General features: G+C 65.0%; 22 protein-coding genes and 2 pseudogenes. 15 read left to right on the top strand and 9 right to left on the bottom strand.

Features of this window, described 5'->3' with window-relative positions:
• The first annotated feature begins 163 nt into the window (after nucleotides 1–163).
• From AB3G45_RS02175 to AB3G45_RS02165, 3 genes are read left to right on the top strand one after another with little or no spacing between them, the layout of a single operon-like run.
• Complete coding sequence (locus tag AB3G45_RS02175) at nucleotides 164–1,273, top strand: PspA/IM30 family protein (RefSeq protein ID WP_367829024.1); 1,110 nt, start codon at nucleotides 164–166, stop codon at nucleotides 1,271–1,273.
• Entirely contained in the window at nucleotides 1,273–1,929 is a 657-nt protein-coding gene (locus AB3G45_RS02170; protein WP_367829023.1) for an OB-fold-containig protein, read from the top strand. The genes AB3G45_RS02175 and AB3G45_RS02170 overlap by 1 nt, the downstream gene beginning before the upstream one ends.
• A 6-nt stretch (nucleotides 1,930–1,935) precedes the next feature.
• On the top strand, nucleotides 1,936–3,630 hold the full coding sequence (locus AB3G45_RS02165; protein ID WP_367829022.1) for a flotillin family protein: 1,695 nt from the start codon (nucleotides 1,936–1,938) through the stop codon (nucleotides 3,628–3,630).
• Between the two features lie 309 nt (nucleotides 3,631–3,939).
• On the opposite strand, the gene AB3G45_RS02160 is transcribed toward AB3G45_RS02165, so the two are convergent.
• From AB3G45_RS02160 to AB3G45_RS02120, 9 genes are all read right to left on the bottom strand, one after another.
• The gene (locus AB3G45_RS02160) at nucleotides 3,940–4,260 is read right to left on the bottom strand and encodes a 2Fe-2S iron-sulfur cluster-binding protein (RefSeq protein ID WP_367829021.1); all 321 of its coding nucleotides are present in this window, start codon (nucleotides 4,258–4,260) and stop codon (nucleotides 3,940–3,942) included.
• Nucleotides 4,261–4,300: 40 nt separating this feature from the next.
• Nucleotides 4,301–5,536 carry an NAD(P)/FAD-dependent oxidoreductase gene (locus AB3G45_RS02155; RefSeq protein WP_367829020.1) on the bottom strand — a complete coding sequence of 412 codons (1,236 nt, stop codon included), beginning with the start codon at nucleotides 5,534–5,536 and terminating at the stop codon, nucleotides 4,301–4,303.
• 18 nt (nucleotides 5,537–5,554) lie between these two features.
• On the bottom strand, nucleotides 5,555–6,490 hold the full coding sequence (locus AB3G45_RS02150; protein ID WP_367829019.1) for a 3-hydroxyacyl-CoA dehydrogenase NAD-binding domain-containing protein: 936 nt from the start codon (nucleotides 6,488–6,490) through the stop codon (nucleotides 5,555–5,557).
• The gene (locus AB3G45_RS02145; RefSeq protein WP_367829018.1) at nucleotides 6,490–7,245 is read right to left on the bottom strand and encodes an SDR family NAD(P)-dependent oxidoreductase; all 756 of its coding nucleotides are present in this window, start codon (nucleotides 7,243–7,245) and stop codon (nucleotides 6,490–6,492) included. The genes AB3G45_RS02150 and AB3G45_RS02145 overlap by 1 nt, the downstream gene beginning before the upstream one ends.
• Nucleotides 7,246–7,254: 9 nt before the next feature.
• Entirely contained in the window at nucleotides 7,255–8,676 is a 1,422-nt protein-coding gene (locus tag AB3G45_RS02140) for an aminobutyraldehyde dehydrogenase (RefSeq protein WP_367829017.1), read from the bottom strand.
• Entirely contained in the window at nucleotides 8,676–9,608 is a 933-nt protein-coding gene (locus AB3G45_RS02135; RefSeq protein WP_367829016.1) for a 3-keto-5-aminohexanoate cleavage protein, read from the bottom strand. The genes AB3G45_RS02140 and AB3G45_RS02135 overlap by 1 nt, the downstream gene beginning before the upstream one ends.
• 1 nt (nucleotide 9,609) lies before the next feature.
• Complete coding sequence (locus tag AB3G45_RS02130; RefSeq protein ID WP_367829015.1) at nucleotides 9,610–10,410, bottom strand: SDR family NAD(P)-dependent oxidoreductase; 801 nt, start codon at nucleotides 10,408–10,410, stop codon at nucleotides 9,610–9,612.
• Nucleotides 10,411–10,431: 21 nt separating this feature from the next.
• Nucleotides 10,432–11,571, bottom strand: a complete 1,140-nt coding sequence (locus AB3G45_RS02125) for an SRPBCC family protein (protein WP_367829014.1) — start codon at nucleotides 11,569–11,571, stop codon at nucleotides 10,432–10,434.
• 119 nt (nucleotides 11,572–11,690) lie between these two features.
• The gene (locus AB3G45_RS02120) at nucleotides 11,691–12,701 is read right to left on the bottom strand and encodes a GlxA family transcriptional regulator (RefSeq protein WP_367829013.1); all 1,011 of its coding nucleotides are present in this window, start codon (nucleotides 12,699–12,701) and stop codon (nucleotides 11,691–11,693) included.
• Between the two features lie 104 nt (nucleotides 12,702–12,805).
• On the opposite strand from AB3G45_RS02120, the gene AB3G45_RS02115 reads away from it, so the two are divergent.
• The 12 genes and pseudogenes from AB3G45_RS02115 to AB3G45_RS02060 all read left to right on the top strand — a co-directional run bounded on the left by AB3G45_RS02115 (nucleotide 12,806) and on the right by AB3G45_RS02060 (nucleotide 26,297).
• Entirely contained in the window at nucleotides 12,806–13,768 is a 963-nt protein-coding gene (locus AB3G45_RS02115; RefSeq protein ID WP_367829012.1) for an ABC transporter substrate-binding protein, read from the top strand.
• An 11-nt stretch (nucleotides 13,769–13,779) separates the two neighbouring features.
• The gene (locus tag AB3G45_RS02110) at nucleotides 13,780–14,838 is read left to right on the top strand and encodes a glycine betaine/L-proline ABC transporter ATP-binding protein (RefSeq protein ID WP_367829011.1); all 1,059 of its coding nucleotides are present in this window, start codon (nucleotides 13,780–13,782) and stop codon (nucleotides 14,836–14,838) included.
• Nucleotides 14,835–16,937, top strand: coding sequence for an ABC transporter permease (locus AB3G45_RS02105; protein ID WP_367829010.1), 2,103 nt, complete (start codon nucleotides 14,835–14,837; stop codon nucleotides 16,935–16,937). Before AB3G45_RS02110 ends, AB3G45_RS02105 begins: the two co-directional genes overlap by 4 nt.
• Nucleotides 16,938–17,116: 179 nt before the next feature.
• Entirely contained in the window at nucleotides 17,117–17,872 is a 756-nt protein-coding gene (locus AB3G45_RS02100) for an AraC family transcriptional regulator (RefSeq protein ID WP_367829329.1), read from the top strand.
• Nucleotides 17,873–18,004: 132 nt separating this feature from the next.
• Entirely contained in the window at nucleotides 18,005–19,591 is a 1,587-nt protein-coding gene (locus AB3G45_RS02095) for an ABC transporter substrate-binding protein (protein ID WP_367829009.1), read from the top strand.
• A 72-nt stretch (nucleotides 19,592–19,663) separates the two neighbouring features.
• The gene (locus AB3G45_RS02090) at nucleotides 19,664–20,434 is read left to right on the top strand and encodes an SDR family oxidoreductase (RefSeq protein WP_367829008.1); all 771 of its coding nucleotides are present in this window, start codon (nucleotides 19,664–19,666) and stop codon (nucleotides 20,432–20,434) included.
• Between the two features lie 121 nt (nucleotides 20,435–20,555).
• A pseudogene (locus AB3G45_RS02085) lies at nucleotides 20,556–20,705 on the top strand (IS630 family transposase); the annotation flags it as partial.
• Between the two features lie 193 nt (nucleotides 20,706–20,898).
• Nucleotides 20,899–21,033: pseudogene (locus AB3G45_RS02080) on the top strand (IS630 family transposase); the annotation flags it as partial.
• 96 nt (nucleotides 21,034–21,129) lie between these two features.
• Nucleotides 21,130–22,320 (top strand): MHYT domain-containing protein, encoded by a 1,191-nt coding sequence (locus AB3G45_RS02075; RefSeq protein WP_367829328.1) that lies wholly within the window; start codon nucleotides 21,130–21,132, stop codon nucleotides 22,318–22,320.
• A 128-nt stretch (nucleotides 22,321–22,448) separates the two neighbouring features.
• On the top strand, nucleotides 22,449–23,312 hold the full coding sequence (locus AB3G45_RS02070) for a xanthine dehydrogenase family protein subunit M (RefSeq protein ID WP_367829007.1): 864 nt from the start codon (nucleotides 22,449–22,451) through the stop codon (nucleotides 23,310–23,312).
• A gap of 67 nt (nucleotides 23,313–23,379) precedes the next feature.
• Nucleotides 23,380–23,880, top strand: coding sequence for a (2Fe-2S)-binding protein (locus tag AB3G45_RS02065; protein WP_133036332.1), 501 nt, complete (start codon nucleotides 23,380–23,382; stop codon nucleotides 23,878–23,880).
• Complete coding sequence (locus AB3G45_RS02060) at nucleotides 23,877–26,297, top strand: aerobic carbon-monoxide dehydrogenase large subunit (RefSeq protein WP_367829006.1); 2,421 nt, start codon at nucleotides 23,877–23,879, stop codon at nucleotides 26,295–26,297. Before AB3G45_RS02065 ends, AB3G45_RS02060 begins: the two co-directional genes overlap by 4 nt.
• Nucleotides 26,298–26,299: the final 2 nt, after the last annotated feature.

Below are 26,299 nucleotides of genomic sequence, written 5' to 3'. Positions count from 1 at the left end.
AAAGAGAGCGGGCGGCAACGGCGCGGCGGCGGCCGTTCGCGCACCCTTGCCGCGAAAAACAACCCGGAACCGGGCGAAGAGACGGCCGGTCTCATCCGTTGAACAGGTAGTCGCTATGAAATCGACCTTGAAAGCACCAATGAAGTGCTTTATATACTTAGGCATGGCAACAAAATTCACATCCAGCCTCAGGCTCGACCTTCAACCCTCCCCGGACATGCACCGGGCGCTGTCCGAGACACTCGCGGCCTATCGGCAGGCCATGGCGATCCTGGACCGGACCAAGGGCGCCAATGTCGTGGCGCTGCATCAGGCGGCCTATGAGGAGATCCGCATGGCGACGGGGCTTCCCGCCCGCCTCGTGACGCTCGCCCTGCGCGATCACGGCCGCCGCAAGCCGGGCGAGGAGGTCGCGGACATTCCGCTCGATTCCAAGCTCTTCGCCGTCAAGGGCCCGGACAGCGTGAGCATCGCGACGCTCGACGGCCGTATCCTGCTGCCCTATGCCGCGAACGGCTATCGCGACGGCTGGGCGGATTTTGCCGAAGCGCGGCTCGTCTTTTCCGGGTCGTCCATCTGTCTCTATGCCGGCATTCAGCCCGGCATCCATTCGAAGAAGGAGGCTTCCATGTCCAACGAAGGTATCCTCGCCCGCCTCGGGCGCGTCATCGCCGGCGTCGTCAACACCGCGGTCGATGCCGCCGAGGCTTCGAACCCGGTCGCCGTGGCGCAGCAGGCCGTCCGCGAGATCGGTGCGATCGCCGAGGAGGCCCGCACCGCGCTCGGCGTTGCCATGGCCGCCGGCCACCGCCTGAAGGCCAAGGCCGACGATCTCGACGCGGAGATCCGCGACCTCGACGACAAGATCAAGGTCGGGCTGGAAAGCGGCCGGGAAGACCTCGCCCGCGCCGCCACCGGCGTCCAGATCGACCTCGAGGCCCAGCGCGACGCCCTCTCCAGGGCAATCCTCGAAAATGCCGGCGAGATCGCCGAGGCCGAGGCGACGTTGCGCAGCATCGCCTCTGCCCGCGCCGACGCGGCGAAGCGGCTGGAGGACGCGCGGCGCGCCGAGCGCGCGACCCCGCCCGCCGCCACCCCCTCCCAGCGCAACGACCGGCGCCTTGCCGACGCGCTCGAAGCCGTCGAACGCGTCACCGGCGTCCCGTCCAAGCCGGCCATGGAGGGCAACACGGAGGTGGAGGAGCTCGGGCGCCTGCAACGCCTGAAGGCGATCGAGGCGCGCCTTGCCGCCTTCAAGCACGGTGAGCGCTGATGGACTCCATCGTCCACCCGGGCACGGCCCCCTTCTGGATCGCCCTCCTGACGGTGGCGGGCCTCGGCATCGTCGAACTGGTCTCGGTGCTGCTCGGCGCGTCCGCCTCCGGGCTGATCGACGACGGCCTCGACTTCAACGGGCCGGGGGATGCGGAAACGGGCCTTCTCGGCGGGTGGATGTCCTGGCTGAACGCCGGCGGCGTGCCGATCCTCGTGCTCGCCGTCATCCTGCTCTCCGCCTTCTCGGCGGCCGGCTTCGCCCTGCAGGCGGTCATCTCGCAGTTCCGCGAGCCGCTGCCGCTCTACGCCGCCGTCACCGGCGCGCTCGCCGTCGCCATTCCCGTCACCCGCTGGTCGTCGCGCGGGCTGGCGCGGATCATCCCGCGCGACGAGACGAGCGTGCAGGAACAGGCCGATTTCATCGGCCTCGTGGGAACCGTGACGCTCGGGCCGCTCGACCAGGGCCATCCCGGCACGGTGCGCATCAAGGACCGCTACGACAACATCCACACGCTGCGTGCCCGGGCCATCTCCGGACATGTGATCGAGACGGGCGCATCCGTGCTCATCGTCGACGGCAAGGACGGCCTCTTCCAGGCCATTCCCGCCCCGAGCGCGCTCGAAGACAGCCATTATCCCAACAACGGAGGGTAAACGATCATGGACTTCCTTTCGGTAGGAATCATCGCCGCAGTCATCGTGACGGCGGTCGTCGTCATCGGCATCATCATGACCTCGCTCTATACCCGCGCCACGCGCGACAAGGCCTATGTACGCACGGGCCTCGGCGGCAAGAAGGTCGTACTTGACGGCGGATCGGTCATCCTGCCGATCTTCCACTCCTATTCCTGGGTGTCGCTCAGCACGCTGCGGCTCGAGGTCAAGCGCGCCGAGAATGAATCGCTGATCACCAAGGACCGCATGCGCGCCGACATCACCGCCGAATTCTACGTCCGCGTGAAGCCGGATTCGGAGAACATCGCCCTTGCCGCCCAGACGCTCGGCGACCGCACGAACGACGCGGATGCGCTGAAGACGCTGGTCGAGGCGAAGTTCGTCGACGGCCTGCGTTCGGTCGCCGCCACCATGTCGCTGCGCGACCTCCAGGAACAGCGCGCCGAATTCGTCAAGTCGGTGCAGGCCGCCGTCGCGCACGACCTGCAATCGAACGGCCTCGAACTGGAATCGGTATCGCTGACCCGCCTCGACCAGACGGATATCAAGCATTTCAACCCGAACAACAGTTTTGACGCCGAGGGCCTGACCGCACTCACCAAGATCACCGAGGAGCGCAAGCGCGAGCGCAACCAGATCGTCCGCGACAACGAGGTGGAGATCGCCACCAAGGACCGCGAAGCCAGTTTGCGCCGCCTTACCATCGAGCGCGAACAGCGCGACGCCGAACTCACGCAGGAACGCGACATCGCCAACAAGACGGCCGAAACCCGCGCAGAAGCGGCAAGAGCCGAACAGCTTGCCCGCCTCAGCGAGGAAACCGCCCGGCTCGACACGGAAAAGGGCATCGCCGAACGCGACTCCCAGGCGCGCCAGGCCCGCGAGACCGCCCGCATCGATGCCGAGCGCGGCATCGCCGAGCGCGAGGCGGAAGCCCGCCGCGTGACGGAGACGGCCCGCATCGACGCCGCCATCGCCGTCGCCGAGAAGAGCGAGCAGGAACAGGCCGCCCGCGCCAAGGCCGACGAGGCGAAGGCCGCCGCCATCACCGCCGAGGAACAGGTCACGACGGCACGGGAGGTCGAGATCGCCGAACGCGCCAAGCGCATCGCGGTGCTCGACGCGCGCAAGGCCGCCGAACAGGAGGCGACCGCCATCACCGTGAAGGCCGAGGCCGAGCGCCAGGCCGCCGAAAACCTCGCCGCCGCGACCAAGATCCAGGCGCAGGCCGATGCGGAAGCCGCCAAGATCAAGGCGACCGGCGTCGTCGAGCTCGGCCAGGCCGAGGCACAGGCCGAACGCGCGCTCAACGAAGCCCGCAACGCCCTGTCGGCCAGCATCATCGAGTTCGAGCTTGCCCGCGCCCGCGTCGCCATCATCCCCGCGGCGCTCGAACAGGCCATGAAGCCCATCGAGAAGATCTCCGATATCCGCATCTTCAGCGCCGGCGGCCTCGCCGGTGCGCTGGCGGGCAACGGCGGCAATGGCGCGGGACATGCCGTCGGCGACCTCAGCAGCCAGCTTCTCAGCTTCACCGCCCAGAAGCCCATCCTCGACGAGATCCTCGCGCAGGCCGGATTCAAGGGCGAGGACCCGACCCAGGCCCTGCTCGCCGCTTCCATCGGCAATGCGGCAGCAAAGCCGGTCGGCGACGGGCCCAAGGCCGGCAACGCCGACTGACCATGCGGCCGCCAGACGACCGGCGCGCTGTTGCGGCTCATTGGGGCCGGCCTCGACTATGTCGTGACCGGCCACAGCGACTACACTGTGGAAACTGATATACGACACCTTCGCGAGGCTAAGGCTTGTCAGTTGCTTTCAGCGGATGAAAAGCGCCTGGAAGCTCACAAAGCGCTTCCTCGACCGCCGGGTGCCGGACGCCAAGCGGCACAAAAGGCCGAAAGGCCGAAAGGCCGAAAGGCCAGGCGCCACCGAACTGGCGCGCAACATCCGGAAGATATCAAGGCAAGATACCGAGAGGTCTCTCGTTTAGGACTGACGCTCTGGTACGCGAACGATCAAGCCATCGAGAGCGTCGGAAACTGTGATCTGACAGGAGAGCCGCGAGGCGTGGCGGACATCATGCGCGAAGTCGAGCATGTCCGCCTCGATCGGACCGGGCGAGCCAACCTTCTCCTGCCAGGCTTCGTCGACATAGACGTGGCAGGTCGCACACGCGCACGCTCCTGCGCATTCGGCTTCAATGCCTGGCACGGAATTGCGGACGGCGTTCTCCATGACGCTCGTCCCTGGCTCGGCCTGGATTTCGAATGACGCGCCATCCTTTGCGACAACAGATATTTTCGGCATGGAACACCCGATGCTGATTGCCGGCCGCTGCCGGGCAGGATTACAGAAGCAGGGCCTTGAGATCGGTGGCCGGGTCGCTGACGGTCTCCGCGGAGGGTGACCTGCCGGCTTCGATCAGCCTTTTGGCCACCATGTAGACCCGCGGCTCGTTCATCGCGTCAACCGCCAGGAGTTCTTCGCCGCGATAATACCAATAGGACACGCCGCCCGCCGCGCCGACCCGCGTCGCCACGCTGTCGTAGCCGGCCGAAAGCCCTGCGATCTGCAGCTTCACATCATACTGGTCGGACCAGAACCAAGGTTTTGCGTCATAGCGGCTGAGCGTTCCGGTGAGGGATCGCGCCACCGCTTCCGCCTGTTCGATGGCATTTCCGACACTCTCGAGGCGAATGCGGCCAGCCCGCCAGGGAAAGGAGGCGCAATCGCCGGCGGCGTAGATTGCCGGATCGGAGGTCCTGCAGGTCTCGTCCACGGCGATACCATTGTCGATCGAAAGGCCTGCGGCTTCAGCCAGTTCGGCGTTCGGAGCGACGCCCACTCCGGCAATGACGAAATCGACAGGGACGCGCGCGCCGCCGACGAGCCGTGCCGAACGGACATGCCCGCCTTCGCCTTCCAACGCCTCAAGGGCTGCGCCTTCGAGCAGCGTGACGCCTTTCTGCTCGTGCAGATTTCGGAAATAGGCAGCGGTTTCAGGACAGGCGACGCGTTGAAGGATGCGCGGCGCGGCCTCGATCACCGTCACCGTCAAGCCCAGCTTGGCCGAGACGGCCGCCGCTTCGAGGCCGATATACCCTCCCCCGACGATGAGCACGCGTTGTCCCTCGCGGAAGCGCTCGGCCATGGCGCTGATGTCGGCAAGATTGCGAACGTAGAAGACACCGGCAAGATTGCCGCCGAGTGCCGCCGGCAAGGTCCTCGGCCGCGCGCCGGTGGTCAGGATGAGGCGGTCGTAGGGGATGGCGGTGCGCTCGGCGAGCGCGATCACCTTCCGCGCGCGATCGATGGCCGATGCGGTCACCGAGAGCCTGAGATCGATGGACCGCTCTTCATAGAAGGACAGCGGGCGGAAATAGAGGCGGTCCTCGGTGATCTCGCCGAGAAGATAGCCCTTCGACAAGGGCGGCCGCTGATAGGGCGGATGCGCCTCCTCGCCGATCAACGTGATCGGCCCCCGATGCCCGAGGTCGCGCAGCTTGGCGCAGGCGGTAAAACCCGCCTGCCCCGCCCCGATCACCACGATGCGGGCGCAGGAATCGATCGGCTCGTCACGCATGGACCACCTCTTTCCGTTTCAGTTCGCGCGAAGCGGCGCCATCGCCTTCTGGATGCTGGCGATCAGCGCATCGCGATGGGCCGAAAGATCCGCCGGCGACTGGCCGTTGGCCTCCTCGGTGACGCCGGCGACGAGCGTTTCGGCGACCGCGGGGTCGAGGTGGAGCACGCCGAGATCGTCCCACCAGCGATTGAAGCTGTCGGTGTAGCGCTCGCAGAAGGCCGCAAGGCCGCCCTCGCCGGCGCCAAGGTGGAAGAGCATGGTCGGCCCCATCGCCGCCCAGCGCAGGCCGGGACCGGCCCACATCGCCTTGTCGACGTCCTCGACACTGGCAACCCCGGATTTGACGAGATGGATTGCCTCGCGCCACACCGCCGCCTGGAGGCGGTTGGCCACATGGCCCGGTACCTCGCGGTTGACGCGGATGGTGACCTTGCCCACCGCCTCGTAGAAACGCTCGGCCGCTTCGACGACACCGCCCGCCGTCCGCTCGTTGCCCATCACCTCGACGAGCGGGATCAGATGCGGCGGATTGAAGGGATGGCCGAGGACGAAACGGCCGGGGTCCTGCCAGCCTTCCTGCATTTCACTCAGCGTCAGGCCGGAAGCGGAGGTCGCGACCACGGCGTCTTTGCCGAGCGACGGTTCGATTTCCTTGAAGAGCGCGTGTTTGATCCCGATGCGCTCGGGCACGTTCTCCTGCACAAAGGCGGCACCTTCGACGGCCTCGGCGGCCGACGTGCAGAAGCGGACCCGATCCGGGCTGCCGCCCTTCACGAGGCCGAGGCTTTCAAGGGTCGGCCAGGCGCGGGCAACATAATCCCGCACGGTCTTCTCGGCGGTCGGCGAATTGTCGTAGACTGCGACGTCGCGGCCGGACGCGAGGAAAAGAGCCGTCCAGCTTGCGCCGATCACACCGGCACCCAGTACGGCGGTTTGCTTGAATTCGGTCATCAGAATAATCCTGGTTGAAGGGGTGATGCGGCGGTCAGGCCGCCGTCGATGGTGATGCAGTGGCCGGTGACGAAGGCGCTTTCGGTGGAGATCAGCCAGGCGACGACATTCGCGACGTCCTCCGGCTTGCCGAAACGGCGGGCGGGATGGCGGGCGATGGAATCGGCGCGCGCCTTTTCCGGGTCGTTTGCCAGCGCAAAGCCGCTTTCCGCCATCTCGGTCATGATCCAGCCGGGGCTGACCGCATTGCAGCGCACCTTCGGACCATGATCGACGGCGATCGACCGCGTGAGGCTGTGAACGAAGCCTTTCGAGGCGTTGTAGATCGCCATCGACGGATCGGCCACCATGCCTGAGATCGAGCCGAGATTGACGATGTCGCCGCCGCCTTCCGCCATCAGCGGGATGACCGCACGGCACATGTTGAAGACGCCCCGGCAATTGATGCCGACAAGCCGGTCCCACTCGTCGTCGGTCGTATCGGTCACCGTCTTCTCGATCTGGATGCCCGCATTGTTCACCAAAACGGCGATTTCGCCGTGTTCAGACGCGGAGGCCGCGATGCGACTTGCGTCTTCCGCGCGGGACACGTCAGCCGTGACCCAGATGATATCGGTCGGAAGATCTCCGGGACGCTCACCGCGCCCACAGGTGACGACGGTCGCCCCGTCCCGCCGCAGGCGCTCGACGATGGCGCGGCCGATGCCCCGGCCACCGCCCGTGACGATCGCGATCTTGCGTTTTGCTTCTGCCATCAGCCGCCCCTATCCGTGCGAGACCATGACGTGGCGGACCGAGGTATAGGCATCCAGCGCATGGATGGACATGTCGCAGCCCGTGCCCGACCCTTTCATGGCCGACCAGGGCATTTCCGGCGTGGCGACGCCATGGGTGTTGACCCAGGTGAAGCCGTAACGCAGGCGGCTCGTCACCTCCATCGCCCGGCCGACATCCCGCGTCCATACCGAGGAGGCGAGCCCGTAGCGACCGGCATTGGCGATGGAGAGCGCCCCGTCGACATCGGAGAAGCGGGAGAGCGTGACCACCGGGCCGAACACCTCGCTGGTGGCGATCTCGGCATCGTTGTCGACATTGGCGATGACTGTCGGCTTGTAGAAGAAGCCCTGTCCTTCGCCGCGTTCGCCACCGACGACGATCTCGCAGCTCTTGCGGGCGCGCTCGACGAAGCCGGCTACACGATCCGCCTGGCTGGCCGAGACCACCGGCCCCATCTGGGTGCCTTCGGCCTTCTGGGCACCGATACGGATTTCCCCGACCGCACGCGCGGTCGCGGCCACGAGTGCATCGTAAAGACCGTCCTGCACCATGATCCGGCACGGTTGCGCGCAATCCTGCCCGGCGTTGAAGAAGCTGCCGTAACGGATCGTCTGCGCGACCGCATCCACATCCGCATCGTCGAACACGATGACGGGAGCCTTGCCGCCGAGTTCCAGATGGACGTGGCGGATCTGCTGCGAGGCCGCCCGCATCGCCGCCATGCCCGTGGCGGGCGAACCGGTTACCGCAATCGCTTCGATCTGCGGCGCGTTCATCAGCCTGTCGCCGATCGTTGCCCCGCGGCCATGGACGACGTTGAAGACGCCCTTGGGAAGAATGTCGGCGAAGAGTTCCGCCACCTTCAGCGTGGAGAGCGGCGTGATCTCCGATGGCTTGAGGACGATCGTGCAGCCGGCCGCAATTGCCGCGGCGATCTTCCACGCCGCCATCATCAAGGGGTAGTTCCAGGGCGTGATGGCCGCGACCGGGCCGACGGCCTCGCGGCGGATCATGCTGGTGTGGCCGGAAACATATTCACCGGCGACCGGTCCCGTCATCGTGCGGGCGGCACCGGCGAAGAACCGGAACGTGTCGATGGTCAGCGGCATCTCGTCGTCATGGGCGGATGGCCAGGGCTTGCCGACGTCGAGGCTTTCGAGTTCGGCCAGTTCCCGGCTGTTCCGTTCGAGCACGTCGGCCATCTTGAGGAGGAGGCCCGCTCGCTCGGACGGCGTCGTGCGGGAAAACCTGTCGAAGGCGGAAGACGCTGCCGAGACCGCAGCATCCACCTGCTGCGGGCTCGCCTCGTTGATGGCGACGATCTCGCCGCCCGTCGCGGGATCCAGGATGGGAAGCGCCTCGCCGCCACCGGGGACAAAGGCACCGTTGATGAAGAGGTTCGTCTGCATCAGAAGCCCACCTTGTCGCCGCCCTTGAGGCCGAGCCGTTCGCGCGCTTCGGCGGGTGTCGCGACGGTGAGGCCGAGCCTCTCGACGATCTCGCGGATGCGGCGCACCTGCTGGGCATTCGACGTTGCAAGCTCGCCCTTGCCGATGAACAGGCTGTCCTCCAGACCGACCCGCAGGTTGCCGCCGAGCAGCGCGCTCTGGGTCGCGAACGGCATCTGGTGGCGACCGGCGGCCAGCACGGACCATTCGTAGTTTTCCGGGCCGAACAGCCTGTCGGCGATCTTGTGCATGTGGACGAGGTTTTCGAGATCGGCGCCGACGCCGCCGAGGATGCCGAACACCATCTGCACGAAGAAGGGCGGCTTGATCAGGCCCTGATCGATGAACCATTTGATGTTGTAGAGATGGCTCAGGTCATAGCATTCGAACTCGAACTTCGTGCCATGCGCCTCGCCGAGGTTCTTCAGCGCATATTCGATGGTCGCAAAGGTGTTCGGGAAGATGAAATCCCGCGTCATCTCCAGGAATTTCGGCTCCCAGTCATGCTTCCATTCCTTGTATTTGCCGAGCAGCGGAAAGATGCCGAAATTCATCGATCCCATGTTGAGGCTCGCCATTTCAGGGCTGGCAGTCGTCGCCGCAAGCAGGCGCTGGTCCATCGTCATGCCGAGGCCGCCGCCGGTCGAGATGTTGATGACCGCATCCGTGGACTGCTTGATGACGGGCAGGAACTGCTGGAAGATTTCGGGGCGCGGATCGGGCTTGCCCGTCTCGGGATCACGGGCGTGGAGATGAATGATCGAGGCGCCCGCTTCCGCCGCCTCGATGCTGGCCGTCGCGATCTCGGCCGGCGTGATCGGCAGATAGTCCGACATGGTGGGCGTGTGGATGCCGCCGGTCGGAGCGCAGGTGATGATAACGGATCTTGCCATGTCAGAGCCTCATTTGCTGGACCTGAGCGGAAAGGCCGCCGTCCAGCACCCATAGTTGTCCGGTTGCGTAGCGGGCTTCGTCGCTCGCCAGCCAGTTCACGAGATTGGCGATGTCGTCGGGCGTGCCGTAGGTACGGATCGGATGAACGTTCCGGACGGCCTCCTTCAGGCTGTCGATCGTCCCGCCCTTGCCGCCCGAGCCGGCGCCGGAGAAGAAGCTTTGCAGCATCGGCGTATCGACATAGCCGGGGCAGATCGCGTTGACCCGGATGCCTTCCGGCCCGTGATCGACGGCCATGGCCCGGGTCAGCGCGTGCACCGCACCCTTGGTCGCGCAATAGGCCGCAAGGCCCGGATCGGCGATGAACCCGTCATAGCTGCCGAAATTGATGATCGAGGCGGTCGTGCCGCGCGATGCAGCCCTGCGCAGCAACGGCAATGCATGTTTTGCGGCGAGGAAGGTGCCCGTCACATTGACGGCGAAGCTCCGGTTCCACTCTTCCAGCGTCGTATGCTCGATCGTCTTCTCGAGCTCGATCCCGGCGGCGTTGACCAGGATGTCGAGCTTGCCCGACAATCGCTCCGCCTCGGCCATCGCGGCGATGGCCTCGTCCTCGGACGTCACGTCCAGACGGACGAAACGGCCGTCGTTCGCCGGCGCCGCGCCCATGCTCCCGGCATCGGAGAGATCGGCGGCATAGACCGTCGCGCCCTCCCGCACGAAGCGGGCGCAGATCGCCCGGCCGATGCCGCCGCGCCCGCCCGTGACGAGCGCGATCTTTCCCTCAAGACGTCCAGTCATCCCGATGCCTCCCCATCCGGCTTACGCAGCAGTCTTCGCATAGGCGCCGAGGACAAGGCCGTGGAAGTGATGCACGGCGTGCTCGGATTGGCCGGAGCCATCCGGGTCATTGACGATGCGGCCCTGCGTGAAGGCGGGGGTGTTCATGCCCTTCTGGACGCTCTCGACGATCTTGATGTCTTCGACCTGGAGCACCTCGTCGAGATACTTGATGGTCTGAAGCTCCATCTCGTTCGGCTCGGTGTCTTCGAGGAAGAAATCGTAGGTTTCGAGCGTACGATCGGGGCCGGCCGGGATGATGTTGAGGATGATCATCGAGGAGCGGCCGGGGTAGCGCATGATGCAGGTGTTCGGCCACAGCCACCAGACGGCATGGGTCGTTACGGTCGCGTTCGAGACGTCATAGGCGCTGTTGCTGTTCTTGCCGGCGTCCGCCATATGGCTGGAATAGATGCCGTGCGTCGTCACCTTGTAGGTGTCCATGTCGACGAGCGTGCAGAAATCCTTGTGCGCGGTCGGGCAGTGGTAGCATTCGAGGAAGTTGTCGACGACGTTCTTCCAGTTCGACTTGATGTCGTAGGTGAGGCGACGCGCGAAGGTGAGCTTGTCGATATCGGGCGCCCAATGGCGGATTTCGGTTTCGAGATCGCCGCTCTGCGACGCCAGCGACGGCGCGTTCGGGTCGAGATTGACATAGATGAAGCCGCAGAATTCCTCGACCTGCACCTGGTCGAGACAGATTTCCTTGGTGTCGAATTCTTCCAGCGTCTCCGTATGCGGGGCCCGCACGAGCTGGCCATCCAGGCGGTAGACCCATGCATGGTATGGACACATGATACGGGTGGACTGGCCCTCGCCTTCGAGCAGGGCATGGGCCCGGTGCTTGCACACATTGTAGAAGGCCCGCAGCACTCCTTCGCGGTCACGGACAACGGCGATCGGCTGGCCGGCGATTTCGACGGTCACATAGCGGCCCGGCTCGCGAACCTTCTCGACATGACAGACCCATTGCCACGTCCTGGCGATGATCTCCTTGAGATCGACCGAATGCCAGCGCGGATCGGTATAGGCGGCGGCGTTCAGCGACAGCGAGCGAGAGGCATTCGGCGAATAGCCCTTCTGGATGGCGGCGAACTCGTCCTTCGACGGAAGCAATGTCATGGCGGCGTCTCCCAGGTCCGAGGCAACATGTTGTTACCCTTCACGATGACCTAGCTTCCCGCCAACCGAAGCCCCTTTCTATGCGCGGTACGCCGTCGATTTAGCTTTTTTCGCCGCCCTCAGGTGCTGCCTGGTTTGCGATGCATAGGCCATGCCCGGAACTCGAAAGGAATTCTGCCGTCTACCCGATCCGTACGCGGCGGCAAGCCGAAGCGCTCCCGGTAAGCGCGGCTGAAATGCACCTGGCTTGCAAATCCCGACGCGATCGCGATCTCCGACATGGGCATGTCGGTTTGGGTGACAAGGCCGCGGGCGCGATCCAACCGGATGTCGCGATAGTAGATGGCCGGCGACTTTCCGACATAGCGCATGAACAGCCTGTTGAGCTGGCGGTGGGAGATTTCAACCTCGTCTGCGATCTCCGGAATGGACAGCGCGTTTTCGAGATGCTGCTCCATCACGATGATCGCCTGCCGGATGGTGTTCGGGACATGCGTGCCGAGAGGTTCGGAATTCGCGGGATTCTGCGATGTTCCCGCTGCGCGCAGGAAGGGATGGAAAATATAGCGGGCAGAGGCATTGGCGAGCGCGTCACCAGAAATCGCGCGGATGATATGAAGGGCGATGTCCGAGGAAGCGATACCGCCTGAACAGGTGAACCGCTTCTCGTCCCGGACGAAGATATCCTCTGAGACGTCGACGTCGCTGTGCAGTTCCTTGAAGGCGTCGATGTGCTCGTAGTGCACGGTCGCACGATGGCCACGCAGCAAACCTGCATCGGCCACGATGAAAGCCCCGGTATCCAGGGCACCGACGATGCTGCCTGCACGGGCCCATTTGCGAAGCGCCGCCAGTAGCTGCGGCGTCTTCTCGGTCTCCGGCGTCCAGCTGGCGGACATGACGACGATGTCTGAGGGATCGCTCTGGACGTCGGTGAGCTTCTGCGTTTCGACCACCAGACCATTGCTCGCCCGGCAGGGACCACCGGGCGCGGACGCCAGTACCCAGCGAAAGCGGGTGACGCCTTCGAGATAGTTCGCGGCGCGGAACGGGTCGATGAATGCCGTCGTTGCAGCCAGATTGAAGTTCGGCGTGACGAGGATGTGAATCTGGATTGCGGTCTGGTCCATCTCGGCGCCGTCCAAATATGTAAAATCGATGGCGTGAATAGTTAAAACACGACGTCGCTTTGTGCAACACTTTCATCGGGAACTAAAACACCGGGAGAGTGACAATGCGAAATTTCTACAAGCTCGGCATCTCGACCTATATCGCGGCGCTGTCTGTAACCTCGCTGCAGGCCGCCGAACTCGGCGCCAAGGACGAGCCCATCAAGCTCGCCGTCAACGAGTGGACGGGTCAGCAGATCACGACGCGCATCGCCGGCCACATGCTGGAGACCGCAGGCTACAAGGTCGAATATGTGACCGCCGGCTATCAGAACATGTGGCAGGCCGTTTCCGAAGGGCAGCTCGACGCGGCGATGGAAGTCTGGGGCTCCAACGTCACGGACCAGTATCGCCAGCTCAACAAGGAGGGCAAGGTCGAGGACCTTGGTGAACTCGGCCTCGTGGCGCGTGAAGGTTTCGTCTATCCGCCGCATGTCGCCGAGCTTTGTCCCGGCCTGCCGGCATGGGAGGCTTTGAAGGAATGCGCGGCCGCCTTCGCCACCGCCGAGACGCTGCCCAATGGGCGGCTGGTTGACTATCCCGGCGAATGGGGCACTCCCGGCGCTGACCGCATCAAGGCGCTCGGCCTTCCCTTCAAGGCGCTGCCGGCCGGTTCGGAAGGCGCGCTTGTCGCCGAGTTCCGCGCCTCGGCCGAGCGCAAGACGCCGCTCATCGCCGTGTTCTGGCAGCCGCACTGGGCAATCCCGGCCTTTGACCTGAAGTTCGTCGAACTGCCGAAGGGTGCCCAGGAGTGCTACGACGATCCGGCCTACGGCCCGAACAAGGATGTGACCGGCGACTGCGACTTCATCCCCACGCGCGTCTTCAAGGCCGCCTGGCCGGGCCTGAAGGACAAATGGCCGGCGGCCTATGAGATCCTCAAGAACTTCACGCTCACCACCGAACAGCAGCAGCCGCTGATGGGCGCGGTCGATGTCGACGGCAAGCAGACGGAGGCAGTCACGGCCGAATGGCTTGAAGCCAATATCACGACCTGGAAGCCCATCGTCGAAGCCGCAACGAAATAAGGAGCGCGTCCATGTCCCAGCCCTCCTCTCCCGCGGCGATCTCCTGCAAGGGGGTCTGGCAGGTCTTTGGCGCGGATGCGCCCGATCAGCTGAAACGGGCGCTCGCGGAAACCGGGAACGACGCCCGCGCGGCAGCCAGCCTGCTGCGCGAGCGCGGGCTCGTGCCCGCCGTGCAGGACGTCACCTTCGACGTTCGGGAAGGAGAGGTCTTCGTCATCATGGGCTTGTCCGGATCGGGCAAGTCCACGCTGATCCGTACGATCTCGCGCCTTGCCGAAGGCACCGCCGGCTCGATCCTCATCCACGCAGAGGACATCCTGACGGCCAGCAAGCAGCGGCTGATCGAGCTGCGACGAAACAAGCTGGGCATGGTCTTCCAGCATTTTGGCCTCTTCCCGCATATGACGGTGGCGGACAATGTCGGCTTTCCCCTGAAGATGCAGGGCCTCAATCGCCCGGGCCGACGGAAGCGCGCCCTGGAAATGCTCGAGCTTGTCGGCCTTGCCGACCGCGAGAATGCCTTCCCGCGTGAGCTTTCGGGCGGCCAGCGCCAGCGCGTCGGCATTGCCCGGGCGCTGGCGGTCAATCCTGACCTGCTGTTCCTGGACGAGCCCTATTCCGCCCTCGACCCGCTCATTCGCCGTCAGTTGCAGGACGAATTCCTGAAGCTGCAGGCCGGTCTCCAGAAGACGTCCGTCTTCATCACGCATGACATTACCGAAGCCCTCAAGCTGGCAGACCGCATCGCCATCATGCGCGACGGCGTCGTCGTCCAGATCGGCACGCCGGACGAGATCATCGTCAATCCGGTCGACGACTATGTCCGCGAGTTCACGCGCGACGTTCCCAAGGGCCGCTACTCGCATGTCAGCGCCATGATGACGATGCCCGACACGCTGCCCAGGATGCCCGACGATCCGAAGATCGGAGAAGACATGACGATCGACGACGCGCTCGCCTCCTGCATGGCGCTTTATCAGCCCGTTCCGGTCTGGGGACGCGACGGCAAGATGGCCGGCATCGTTCACCCGAGCCAGTTGGCCGGCGCGCTCCAGGCGGAACGGACATGATCGACATCAGCGCGAGTGGAACCGTGGGGTTGGCCAACGGCAGAAGCGAGAGCGGAACGACGCGAACGAACGGGTTGACGCCGGGCGTGCGGGTCGCGCTTCTCTGCGTGCTCGTCGGTGCCGCCTGTCTTCTGCTCGCCCCCAGCCAGGCGTGGATCAAGACCTGGCCGGAGGCGTTGACGCTTCCGGCCACCGCATGGATCGGCAGGGGCCTGACGGCGGCGTTCGAGTTCCTGAAGCCCGCCGCACGGCTCACCGCCAGACTTCTCGAATATCCCATGGCCGGCGCGAACCGGCTTCTCGTCGGCTCGCCCTACGGCTTGACGATCGGTATCCTCGCCGCACTCGGCTGGCATATCGGCGGCAGACGCATGGCCGCGCTCGTGCTTGCCGGGCTCGGTTTCATTCTCGCCAGCGGTTATTGGATCGCCAGCATGAACACACTGGCGCTGGTCCTCGTCTCCGTGCCTCTCGCGCTCATCGTCGGTGGCCTTATCGGCGTGTTCGCCTATGAGTTCCGCTCGGTCCGGCGCGCGGTCGAGACCGTGCTCGACATCATGCAGACGGTTCCGACCTTCGCCTATCTCACGCCGCTGCTGCTGCTCTTCGGTTTCGGTCCCGTGGTCGGTCTCATCGCGTCGGTGATCTATGCCGCACCGCCCATGGCGCGCAACATGCTGCTCGGCCTGCAGCGCGTGGAGCCCGACATACGGGAGGCCGCCATCATGAGCGGCGCGACGCGTGCCCAGCAACTCGTCCTCGTCGAGATCCCGTCGGCTGCCCAGCAGATCATGGTGGGCGTGAACCAGACCATCATGGCCGCCCTTTCGATGGTCATCATCGCCGCGGTCATCGGCGGCTTCAACGATATCGGCTGGGAAGTGCTCCTGACGATGCGCAAAGCCGCCTTCGGCCAAAGCCTGATCGCCGGCGTCGTCATCGTTATCTTCGCCGTGCTTGCCGATCGCATGAGCAGCGGGCTTGCAAAGGACTGCAAGCGGCATTCGTGGAAGGTCACGGCCGCGATCCTGCTCACGGGCATCGTCGTTGCCGCGCTTCAGAGTTCGTTCCTCCCCGCCGCGGGCGACTTCGCCATGTTCAAGGGCGCGACGGCCGTGATCGATCGCCATCTCGGTGCCTTCACCGCGGCAAACGGCGCTCTTCTCGAAGGGATCAAGAACACCACCATGTTCTTCGTGCTGCTGCCGTTGCGCATCGGCCTCGACGAAGCCGTGCTGCCCTTCACCTGGGGCTTTCAGTGGACCAGCGGCATCAGCATTGCCGTCTTCAGCATCGCGGCGGTCGTGGCGATCGTTCTGGGCTTGCGCAACCGCGCCATTGCCGGCCTGTCCGTGCTGGTCGCGACCGGCATCCTCGTGACCGGCATCACCAACCTGCCCTGGCCGTTCGTGCTCGTCGCGCTCGGCGGGCTCGGCTGGCTTGCCGGCGGCCCGAAGCTCTCGGCCTTCGCCGTTCTCATGGTGAGCGTCGTCCTCCTGATCGGGCTTTGGGAGCCCGCGCTTCTCTCGCTTTATCTGTGCGCCGCCTCGGTCCTCATCTGCGTGGTCGTCGGAGGTGGCGTGGGACTGGCCTGCGCCGTCAGCCAGAACGCCTGGCGCGTCATGCGACCGGTCTGCGATTTCCTGCAAACCATTCCGCTCTTCGTCTTCCTCATCCCCGTGCTGATGTTCTTCCAGATCGGCGAGTTTTCCGCCTTCCTCGCCATCTGCGCCTACGCCATCGTGCCGATGATCCGCTATACGCATCACGGCCTCACCTCCACGCCGGAGGAGCTGATCGAGGCCGCCGTCGCGTCGGGGGCAAGCGAATGGCAGGTCATGCGCGAGGTCCGCATCCCCTACTCCGCGCCGACGATCCTCCTCGGCCTCAACCAGACGATCCTCTATGCCTTCTCGATGCTGGTGATCGCCGCCCTGATCGGCACCACGGACCTTGGCCAGCAGATCTACCTTGCGCTCGGCCAGGGCGATGTCGGGCTCGGGGTCGCGGCGGGCGCATCGATGGCGATCCTCGCCCTGGTGGCGGACCGGCTGATCCAGGGGTTCGCGGCCCGTCAGCGGCTCGCCCTCGGTCTCTGAACAACGCCGCGCGGAAGCAACCCTCAGCAGGGAGAGAAACCCATGAACGCCGTTCCCGGGCCGAAGAGCGTGTTCTATTTTCCATCACGCCCGAATTCACGATGCTCGCCTTCACGACCGCGCTCGAAACGCTCCGTCTTGCCAACCAGGTCCTTGGTCGCGACAAATATGCGTGACGGATCGTCTCGGCCGACGGCAGGCCCGTGCGCGCCAGTTGCGGCCTCCAGCTCGGCGCCGATCTGTCGCTCGATGAAGCCAGGGCGCAGACGCGGGCCGCATCGGCGCGCATGGTCATCGTTTGCTCAGGCCAGGATGTCGAGCGATATGTCAACCGAGGCCTCGCAAGCTGGCTCCGCGAATGCCGCAAGGCGCGCATTGCGCTCGGCGCCGTTTGCACGGGCGCACATCTGCTTGCCAAGGCGGGCATCCTCGATAAGCGTCGATGCACGATCCCCTGGGAGAACCTGGCCGCGTTTTCCGAACGCTTTTCCAACGTCCAGCCGAGCCCCCGGATCTTCGCGGTGGATGACGAGATCTACACCTGCGCCGGGGGCAGCTCCCCGCTGGAGATGATGCTGGAGATCATCGGGCGCGAGGAAGGCGCAAGCACGGCCGCCGCGATCTGCCAGCTCGCCATCGTCGCCAGCCTTCGCGACGGGGCCGAACGGCAAAGGCTACATGCCGCCGCTCGGTATCGACAATCCGACTTTGCGGGTGCCGGGCTGTCAGGAAACGGTGGCCGGAGCCGGCGCCTGCAGCGTCGAAGCCCTTCTCGCTCACAGGAAAAACCGCACCGCATTCGCCTCTCGCCGCCTGAGAACATCTCCCACCGATTGTGTGGCAGCCGGCTGTTCGCCGGCCGGTCGTGCATGCCTAGTCCGTTCTGCTCCACGCTCGAATCTGGAATCGGCCAGCGACGAAAATCCTCAAATTGATGTCCAGAATGGTCATGTCACGTCCGGCAGACATGCGAGCCTTCAGCACTGGCCAGGCGCTGAAATCGCCACGGTGCTCGGGATGCGAAAAGGAACCGCCGACGCCGGGAAGCCAGTTTGGGAGGAGCCAACATGTCTGATGAATTGAAGTATCTGGCCAATCTGGTCGCGCGCGGCAAGATGGATCGCCGGTCCTTTCTGGGCCGCGCCGCGGTGCTGGGCGCCTCCGCGCTGGCATCCGGTCTCCTGACGCAGGCGGCACGAGCCGAAGGCCCTGTGAAGGGCGGCACGATGCGCGTCGGCCTTGGCGGCGGCCAGACCACCGATACGCTCGATCCTGCCCTGGCGGCGAGCGAGGGGCCGAACACCCTGATGGCGCAGTTCGGCGAGAAGCTGCTCGAAGTCGACGCCAAGGGCGAGATCGTTCCGCGCCTGGCAACCGCGTTCGGCTCTTCGAAGGACGCCAAGACCTGGACGTTCAAGATCCGCGACGGCGTGACCTTTCACAATGGCAAGTCCGTGACGGCTGAAGACGTCGTGGAGACGATGAAGCGCCACGCCGACAGCACGAGCAATTCGGCCGCCCTCGGCCTGATGGCCGGCATCACGAAGATGAGCGCCTCCGGCAACGAGTTCATCGCGGAACTCAAAGATCCGAATGCCGACTTCCCCTACATCATGGCGGACTACCATCTGCTCATCCAGCCCGAAGGCGGCCGCGCGAACCCGGCGGACGGCATTGCCGCAGGCCCATACAAGGTCGTCAGCCAGCAGCCCGGCGTGCGCTACGTCTTCGAGAAATATGCCGATTACTGGGACGATACCCGCGGCCATGCCGGCACCCTCGACGTGACGATCATCAACGACGACACCGCCCGCATCGCTGCCGTGCAGTCCGGCCAGGTGGACATGATCAACCGCGTCGCGCCGAAGGTCGCCGAACTCGTGGCGAACATGAAGACCGTCGCGGTCAAATCGGTGCCCAGCCGCGGCCACTACGTGCTCGTCATGCGCACGAACGCCAAGCCCTTCGACAACAACGACCTGCGCCTCGCGCTGAAATACGCGATCGACCGCCAGTCCCTGCTCGACCGGGTGCTGCTTGGCCACGGCACGCTGGGCAACGACGTCCCGATCAACAAGTTCTATCCGTTCTTTGCCGACGACCTTGAGCAGCGCGCCTACGATCCGGACAAGGCGAGCTTCCATTTCAAGAAATCCGGCCACGACGGCCCGATCCTGATCGAGACCTCCGAGGTCGCCTTCCCAGGCGCCGTCGACGCCTGCCAGCTTTTCCAGCAGAGCGCCGCGGCGGCGAACATCCCGCTCGAAATCAAGCGCATTCCTGGCGACGGCTATTGGTCCGACGTCTGGAACAAGCGGCCCTTCTGTGCCTCCTACTGGAACGGGCGGCCAACCCAGGACATGGTCTACTCGACGATCTACACGTCGGGCGCCGCCTGGAACGAATCCGCCTATTCCAGCCCGGAATTCGACAAGACCGTCGTCCTCGCCCGCGGCGAGCTCGACGCCGGCAAGCGTGTCGAGCTCTACCGCAAGCTCGCTCTCATGATCCGGGACGAGGGTGGCACCATCGTGCCGATGTTCAGCAACTTCATCGACGCCGTCGGCCAGAATGTCGGCGGATGGACAGACGATCCGAATGCGCCGCTGATGAACGCGCTCGCACCCGTCAAGTGCTGGCTGACGAACGTGTAGCAGCCGATCTGCACGGCGGGCGGCGTGTGATGGCGCCGCTCGCCTCAACCTCATTGCGGAGATCGCCGAACAATGTCCACTCCCCTCACCGTCGTGATAACCGCCGCTGCCTCCGGGATCGGGCGCATCGTCGCCGAAACCTTCGCCGCGGCCGGCCACCGGGTCTTCGTCTGCGATGCCAATGCGCAGGCGGTCGAGGCGATCTCAGCGGCAAATCCCGGCATTTCCGCAAGCCGGGTCGATGTCACGTCGGCCGAAGAAATCGAGACGTGGTTCGCCACCGTGAAGGTCGCGGCGGGCGGCGTCGACGTTCTCATCAACAATGCCGGCATTGCCGGCCCGACCGAACGGCTCGAGAACATCGCCGTCGAGAGCTGGCACCAGTGCATCGATGTTTGCCTCAACAGTCAGTTCCTGACGAGCCGATGCGCGATCCCGCTGATGAAGGAAAAACGGAGCGGCAGCATCATCAACCTGTCCTCGACAGCCGGCCTCTTCGGTTACGGCTTGAGAACACCCTATGCGGCGGCGAAATGGGCCGTCATCGGCCTCACGAAATCGATGGCCATCGAGCTCGGCGACTGGAACATCCGCGTCAACGCGATCTGCCCGGGATCCGTATCCGGCGACCGGATGGACCGCGTCATCGCCGCCGAGGCAGCCCTGCGCTCGACGCCTCCGGAAGACATCCGACGCGAATATACCAGTGGCCAATCCATCAAGCGCTTCACGGAACCGAAGGAGATTGCCGATCTCTGTGTCTTTCTGTCCTCGCCGGCCGCCAGCATGATCAGCGGGCAGGCCATCGCCATCGATGGACATACCGAAACATATCACATCTAGCCCGTGGCGAGGTGCTTGGCCATCCGACCCCGGTTCTCATCTGTCCACATCACAAGCGCCAGTCACGACCGAGACGCAAAGGCAAGTCGTCAAACCGACTGGCGCAAAGGGGAGGTTTGCGATGGGTTCAGCGATTTCATTGCGAGAGGATTTCGACGGCGCTCCGCTTCGACGACTTGCACGGCAGACGAAGGACGCCGCGCAGGCCCGGCGTCTTTTGGCGCTTGCCGTTATTTATGACGCTGGTTCTCGCTTGGATGCCGCTCGTCTGGGTCATGCGCTTTAACGAACGCGGCCCCAAGGGCTGATCGATGGCAAGGCTCCCGGTCGGCCGTCGCGGTTGAACGATCAGCAGCGTGTGGCCCTGGCGCAGGCTATCGAGGACTTTAAAAAAGCGTCCCCGCCGCAGTGGCCGAGATTGCCGCCGGAGCAGCCCGGGGAAAACGGATAGAAATTCACGATGCGCCCGTATCGGACAGAAGAACAAGATCACGCGCCGCTGGGCCAGACGCGGAACGCGGCCCTCAGCGCCGCACGATCAGCACACGAGGCCGGCCTCCATCTTCGGCGCTATCTGCCCGAAGCTTGGCAAGGCGGCCGGCCGGGCCGCTTGCCAATCTCTGGACGAGGGATGTACCCTCGTCTGCATAAGGAGAAAGCCGGCCCGGGGAGGAACGGGTACGGTGGGAACGACGATGTTCGAGGAACACGATCCGTATCTCGTCGCACTTTCGGTGCTGGTCGCGATACTGGGAGGTTATACCGGCTTCGGCCTCGCGGCGCGGATCCGCAATTCGGTTCATACCGGCCGGCGGCTGCTTCTTTCCGGAGCGGCCGGCTTTCTGGCGGTCGGCATCTGGACGATGCATTTCGTCGGCATGATGGCCGTCCCCCTGCCGCAGGATGCGGCCTATCTCGTGCTGCCGACGCTTGTCTCCTTCCTCATCTGCGCCCTTGTCGTCGGCATTTCGCTCTATTTCGTCAGCATCGGCGGTCCCTCGCGCATACGCGTGCTCTGGGCGGCGCTGCTTCTCGGCTTCGGCATCGCCTCCATGCATTATGTCGGCATCCATGGGCTGGCGGGTCCCTTCGCGATTCGCCATGATTATCCGATGGTGGCGCTGTCGCTGCTGATCGCCATCGGCGCGGCCTATGGGGGCCTGCGCATCTATATCGCGCGCCATGGCGGCCTGCGGCTGGCGCTTAGCGCCGTCGCCTTCGGCATCGCCGTTTCCGGCATGCACTATACGGCGATGTACGGCATGCATTTCGAGCCCCACTCCGCCGGCGGGCATGCCATGGCCATGGACGGGCTCGTCGCCTCGCAGCAGGTCCTGTCGCTGGTCGTGGCGCTGCTCTGTTTCCTGGTCGCCGGCGGCTTCCTGCTTCTCCTCGTGCCGGAAGCCCATCTCAAGGCAGAGGCCGAGCGACCCGATCCGGCTGTCTCCGCCGTCCGGGCGAACAGGGCGGCCCCGCTGGCCGGCCTCGGCCAGCCGGCCCGGCCGTTGGTCACCAGGGTTCCCGTCGACGGGGCGGACGGCATCCGGTTCATCGAGACGGCCGATATCCGCAGCATCCGCGCCGATGCGCATTACACGCTCGTCCATGACGGGCAGCGCGAGCGCATGTGCGCCTGGTCGATCTCGGAAATGGAATCGCAGCTCTGTCCCGAGACGTTCCTGCGCGTCCATCGCAGCCATATCGTCGCCGTGCCGCACATCGTGCTGATGCGGAAGGAAGGGGATGGCGCGGTCGTTGAGCTTGGCGGCGCCGTCCCGCACCTCGTTCCGGTGAGCCGGACGAAGATCTCCGAACTGAAGGCGCGGCTGGGCCTCGGCCGGCGCGACGGCCCGCGCCGGGACGACGCCATAGGTCAAAGTGCCTGACGCAATTCGTGCGGGCGAAGCCGCCTTTCGTGCAGAAATCCGGCGCTGGTGCCGGAAAGCCGGCCGTCTCCTTGCCTGTCCGCTCCCCAGGGAAAATGCTGATCCTCCGTATATAGCGGAGGAGACCCATGATACCCGGCCCATTCCAGTTCCATCGGCCGCAATCGGTTGCCGATGCGGTGAAACTGCTCTCCAGCCTCGGGGATGAGGCGCGCCCGCTTGCCGGCGGCCACAGCCTCGTTCCCATGATGAAGCTGCGCCTCGCCTCGCCCGAACATCTCGTCGACCTGCACGGCATCGGATCGCTGAAGGGCATCCGGCGCGAGGGCGACACGCTCGTCATCGGCGCCATGACCACCCAGCATGAACTGGTGACCTCGCCGGAGATCGCGGCGCTCGTGCCGATCGTCAAGGAAACCTCGCTGCAGATCGCCGATCCGCAGGTGCGCTACTGCGGCACGCTCGGCGGCAATGTCGCCAATGGCGATCCGGGCAACGACATGCCGGGGCTGATGATGGCGCTCGGCGCCCGCTACCGGCTGGAAGGGCCGGACGGCGCGCGCGAGGTCGAAGCCGTCGATTTCTACCAGGGCGCCTATTTCACCGCGCTGGAACCCGGCGAACTCCTGACCGAGATCGCCATCCCGGTCCCGCCCGCCGGCCACGGCTACGCCTATGAGAAGCTGAAGCGCAAGATCGGCGACTACGCGACGGCCGCCGCCGCGGTGGTGCTGGCGCTCTCCGGCGGCAAGGTGGCGACCTGTCGCATCGGCCTCACCAACCTATCCGAGACGCCGCTTCTCGCCGAGGACGCCGCCGCCTGCGTGATCGGCACCGCGCTCGACGAGGCAACGCTGGCCAAGGCCGCCGACCTTGCCCGCGCCGTCATGCAGCCGGCCGCCGACGGGCGCGGCCCGGCCGAATACCGCACGCATGTCGGCGGCATCATGGTCATGCGGGCGCTGAAGCGCGCCGCGGCCAGAGCCGCCTAAAGCATTTCCAGGAAAAGTGCGAAGCGGTTTTCCGTCCGGAAATGCGTAAAAACTCTAGGAGGAAACGATGGCAAAGACCCATGTGACGATGCGGGTGAACGGCAGCGAGGTCGAGGGCCTTGTCGAGCCGCGCACGCTGCTCGTGCATTTCATCCGCGAAAACCTCGCCCTGACCGGCACGCATATCGGCTGCGAGACCACCCATTGCGGCGCCTGCACCGTCGATCTCGACGGCATGTCGGTGAAAAGCTGCACCGTCTTCGCCGTGCAGGCCGAAGGCTCCGAGATCACCACCATCGAAGGCATCGCCAATGCGGACGGCACGCTGTCGGCCCTCCAGGAGGGTTTCCGCCAGATGCACGGGCTGCAATGCGGTTTCTGTACGCCCGGCATGATCGTGCGCGCCCACCGCCTGCTGAAGGAAAACCCGACCCCGAGCGAAGAGGAGATCCGCTTCGGCATCGCCGGCAATCTCTGTCGCTGCACCGGCTACCAGAACATCGTCAAGGCGATCCAATACGCTGCCGCCAAGATCAACGGCACGGAGTTCAGGGAGGCCGCAGAATGAACGACATGACCATCACGCGCGCCGAGCGCGAGGCCAAACTCGAAGGCATGGGCTGCAAGCGCAAGCGCGTCGAGGATGTCCGGTTCACGCAAGGGCGGGGCAATTACGTCGACGACGTCAAGCTGCCCGGCATGCTGCACGGCGATTTCGTGCGCTCGCCGCATCCCCATGCCCGCATCAAGTCCATCGACAAGGAGAAGGCGCTGAAGGTGCCGGGCGTGCTCGCCGTGCTGACGGCGGAGGACCTGAAGGGCGTCAACCTCGCCTGGATGCCGACGCTCGCCGGCGACGTGCAGATGGTGCTGGCGGACGGCAAGGTGCTGTTCCAGAACCAGGAAGTTGCCTTCGTCGTCGCCACCGACCGTTATGCGGCCGATGACGGCATCAATGCCGTCGAGGTGGAGTACGAGGCCCTGCCGGTCCTCGTCGATCCCTTTCATGCCATGGACGCGGATGCGCCGGTGCTGCGCGAGGACCTCGCCGGCAAGACGGAAGGCGCGCACGGCCCGCGAAAGCACCACAACCACATCTTCGAATGGACCGTCGGCGACCGGGACCTGACGGATGCCGCCTTCCGCAAGGCAGAGGTGACGATCAAGGAGATGATCTCCTATCACCGCACCCATCCCTCGCCGCTGGAGACCTGCCAGTGCCTTTGCGCCTTCGACAAGGTCAAGGGCGAGCTGACGATCTACGGCACCTTCCAGGCGCCGCATGTCATCCGCACCGTCGTGGCGCTGATCGCCAAGATTCCCGAGCACAAGATCCATGTGATCGCGCCGGATATCGGCGGCGGTTTCGGCAACAAGGTCGGCGCCTATCCGGGCTATATCTGCGCCGCCGTCGCCTCGATCGTCACGGGGCGACCGGTCAAATGGGTCGAGGACCGCATCGAGAATCTATGCGCCACCTCGTTTGCCCGCGACTACCACATGACGACCGAGATCGCCGCGACGAAGGAGGGCAAGGTCACGGGCCTGCGCGTCCATGTGCTCGCCGACCACGGTGCCTTCGATGCCTGCGCCGACCCGTCGAAATGGCCGGCCGGCTTCTTCAACATCGTCACCGGCTCCTATGATTTTCCCACCGCTCATCTCGCTGTCGACGGTGTCTATACCAACAAGGCGCCGGGCGGCGTCGCCTATCGCTGCTCCTTCCGGGTGACGGAGGCGGCCTATTGCATCGAGCGGGCGATGGATATCCTCGCCCAGAAGCTCGGCATGGACCCGGCCGAACTGCGGCTGAAGAATTTCATCCGCCAGGAGCAGTTCCCCTATCACTCGGCGCTCGGCTGGGAATACGATTCGGGCGACTACCACACCGCCATGAAGAAGATGATGGAGGTGGTGGATTATGCCGGCCTGCGCCGCGAGCAGGCGGAAAGGCGCGCGGCCTTCCAGCGCGGCGAGACCCGCGAGATCATGGGCCTCGGCATTTCCTTCTTCACCGAGATCGTCGGCGCCGGCCCCTCGAAGAACTGCGACATCCTCGGCATCGCCATGTTCGACAGTTGCGAGATCCGACTCCACCCGACCGGCGCCGGCATCGCCCGCGTGGGCACGAAAAGCCAGGGCCAGGGCCACGAGACGACCTGGGCGCAGATCATCGCGACGGAGATCGGCATTCCCGCCGACGACATCATGGTGGAGGAAGGCAACACCGACACCGCGCCCTACGGGCTCGGCACCTACGGCTCGCGCTCCACGCCCGTCGCGGGTGCTGCGATCGCCATGGCGGCGCGCAAGGTGAAGGCCAAGGCACAGATGATCGCCGCCTACCGGCTGGAGGTGCACGAGGACGACCTCGAATGGGATATCGACGGTTTTCGCGTGAAGGGCCTGCCGGAAAAATTCCTCGGCATGAAGGACATCTGCTGGATCGCCTACAATGCGCCGCCGCCCGGCATGGAGCCCGGCCTTGAGGCGGTGAACTACTACGATCCGCCGAACATGACCTATCCCTTCGGCGCCTATCTCTGCGTCATGGATATCGACGTCGACACCGGCGTCTACAAGGTGCGCCGCTTCTATGCGCTCGACGATTGCGGCACGCGCATCAACCCGATGATCATCGAGGGGCAGGTGCATGGCGGGCTGACGGAGGCCTTCGCCATCGCCATGGGCCAGGAGATCCGCTACGACGAGAACGGCAATGTGGTGACCGGCTCCTTCATGGATTTCTTCCTGCCGACGGCGGTGGAAACGCCCCATTGGGAGACCGATTTCACCGTCACGCCCTCGCCGCATCACCCGATCGGCGCCAAGGGTGTCGGCGAAAGCCCAAATGTCGGCGGCGTGCCGGCCTTCTCCAATGCCGTCAACGACGCCTTCTCGTTCCTCGGATCGACGCATATCCAGATGCCGCACGATTTCTGGCGCAACTGGCAGGCGGCGAAGAAACTCGGCGCGCTGGCGTGAGG

Origin of the sequence: Shinella sp. S4-D37 (genome assembly GCF_040812195.1) — a bacterium.
Taxonomy (GTDB): Bacteria; Pseudomonadota; Alphaproteobacteria; order Rhizobiales; family Rhizobiaceae; genus Shinella.
This window is presented reverse-complemented; position numbering and strand designations above follow the sequence as displayed.

Bases quoted from the DNA above. Each gene is read 5' to 3' on its own strand.
- AB3G45_RS02175 (WP_367829024.1), top strand. From the start codon at position 164: ATGGCAACAAAATTCACATCCAGCCTCAGGCTCGACCTTCAACCCTCC.
- AB3G45_RS02170 (WP_367829023.1), top strand. From the start codon at position 1,273: ATGGACTCCATCGTCCACCCGGGCACGGCCCCCTTCTGGATCGCCCTC.
- AB3G45_RS02165 (WP_367829022.1), top strand. From the start codon at position 1,936: ATGGACTTCCTTTCGGTAGGAATCATCGCCGCAGTCATCGTGACGGCG.
- AB3G45_RS02160 (WP_367829021.1), bottom strand. From the start codon at position 4,260: ATGCCGAAAATATCTGTTGTCGCAAAGGATGGCGCGTCATTCGAAATC.
- AB3G45_RS02155 (WP_367829020.1), bottom strand. From the start codon at position 5,536: ATGCGTGACGAGCCGATCGATTCCTGCGCCCGCATCGTGGTGATCGGG.
- AB3G45_RS02150 (WP_367829019.1), bottom strand. From the start codon at position 6,490: ATGACCGAATTCAAGCAAACCGCCGTACTGGGTGCCGGTGTGATCGGC.
- AB3G45_RS02145 (WP_367829018.1), bottom strand. From the start codon at position 7,245: ATGGCAGAAGCAAAACGCAAGATCGCGATCGTCACGGGCGGTGGCCGG.
- AB3G45_RS02140 (WP_367829017.1), bottom strand. From the start codon at position 8,676: ATGCAGACGAACCTCTTCATCAACGGTGCCTTTGTCCCCGGTGGCGGC.
- AB3G45_RS02135 (WP_367829016.1), bottom strand. From the start codon at position 9,608: ATGGCAAGATCCGTTATCATCACCTGCGCTCCGACCGGCGGCATCCAC.
- AB3G45_RS02130 (WP_367829015.1), bottom strand. From the start codon at position 10,410: ATGACTGGACGTCTTGAGGGAAAGATCGCGCTCGTCACGGGCGGGCGC.
- AB3G45_RS02125 (WP_367829014.1), bottom strand. From the start codon at position 11,571: ATGACATTGCTTCCGTCGAAGGACGAGTTCGCCGCCATCCAGAAGGGC.
- AB3G45_RS02120 (WP_367829013.1), bottom strand. From the start codon at position 12,701: ATGGACCAGACCGCAATCCAGATTCACATCCTCGTCACGCCGAACTTC.
- AB3G45_RS02115 (WP_367829012.1), top strand. From the start codon at position 12,806: ATGCGAAATTTCTACAAGCTCGGCATCTCGACCTATATCGCGGCGCTG.
- AB3G45_RS02110 (WP_367829011.1), top strand. From the start codon at position 13,780: ATGTCCCAGCCCTCCTCTCCCGCGGCGATCTCCTGCAAGGGGGTCTGG.
- AB3G45_RS02105 (WP_367829010.1), top strand. From the start codon at position 14,835: ATGATCGACATCAGCGCGAGTGGAACCGTGGGGTTGGCCAACGGCAGA.
- AB3G45_RS02095 (WP_367829009.1), top strand. From the start codon at position 18,005: ATGTCTGATGAATTGAAGTATCTGGCCAATCTGGTCGCGCGCGGCAAG.
- AB3G45_RS02090 (WP_367829008.1), top strand. From the start codon at position 19,664: ATGTCCACTCCCCTCACCGTCGTGATAACCGCCGCTGCCTCCGGGATC.
- AB3G45_RS02075 (WP_367829328.1), top strand. From the start codon at position 21,130: ATGTTCGAGGAACACGATCCGTATCTCGTCGCACTTTCGGTGCTGGTC.
- AB3G45_RS02070 (WP_367829007.1), top strand. From the start codon at position 22,449: ATGATACCCGGCCCATTCCAGTTCCATCGGCCGCAATCGGTTGCCGAT.
- AB3G45_RS02065 (WP_133036332.1), top strand. From the start codon at position 23,380: ATGGCAAAGACCCATGTGACGATGCGGGTGAACGGCAGCGAGGTCGAG.
- AB3G45_RS02060 (WP_367829006.1), top strand. From the start codon at position 23,877: ATGAACGACATGACCATCACGCGCGCCGAGCGCGAGGCCAAACTCGAA.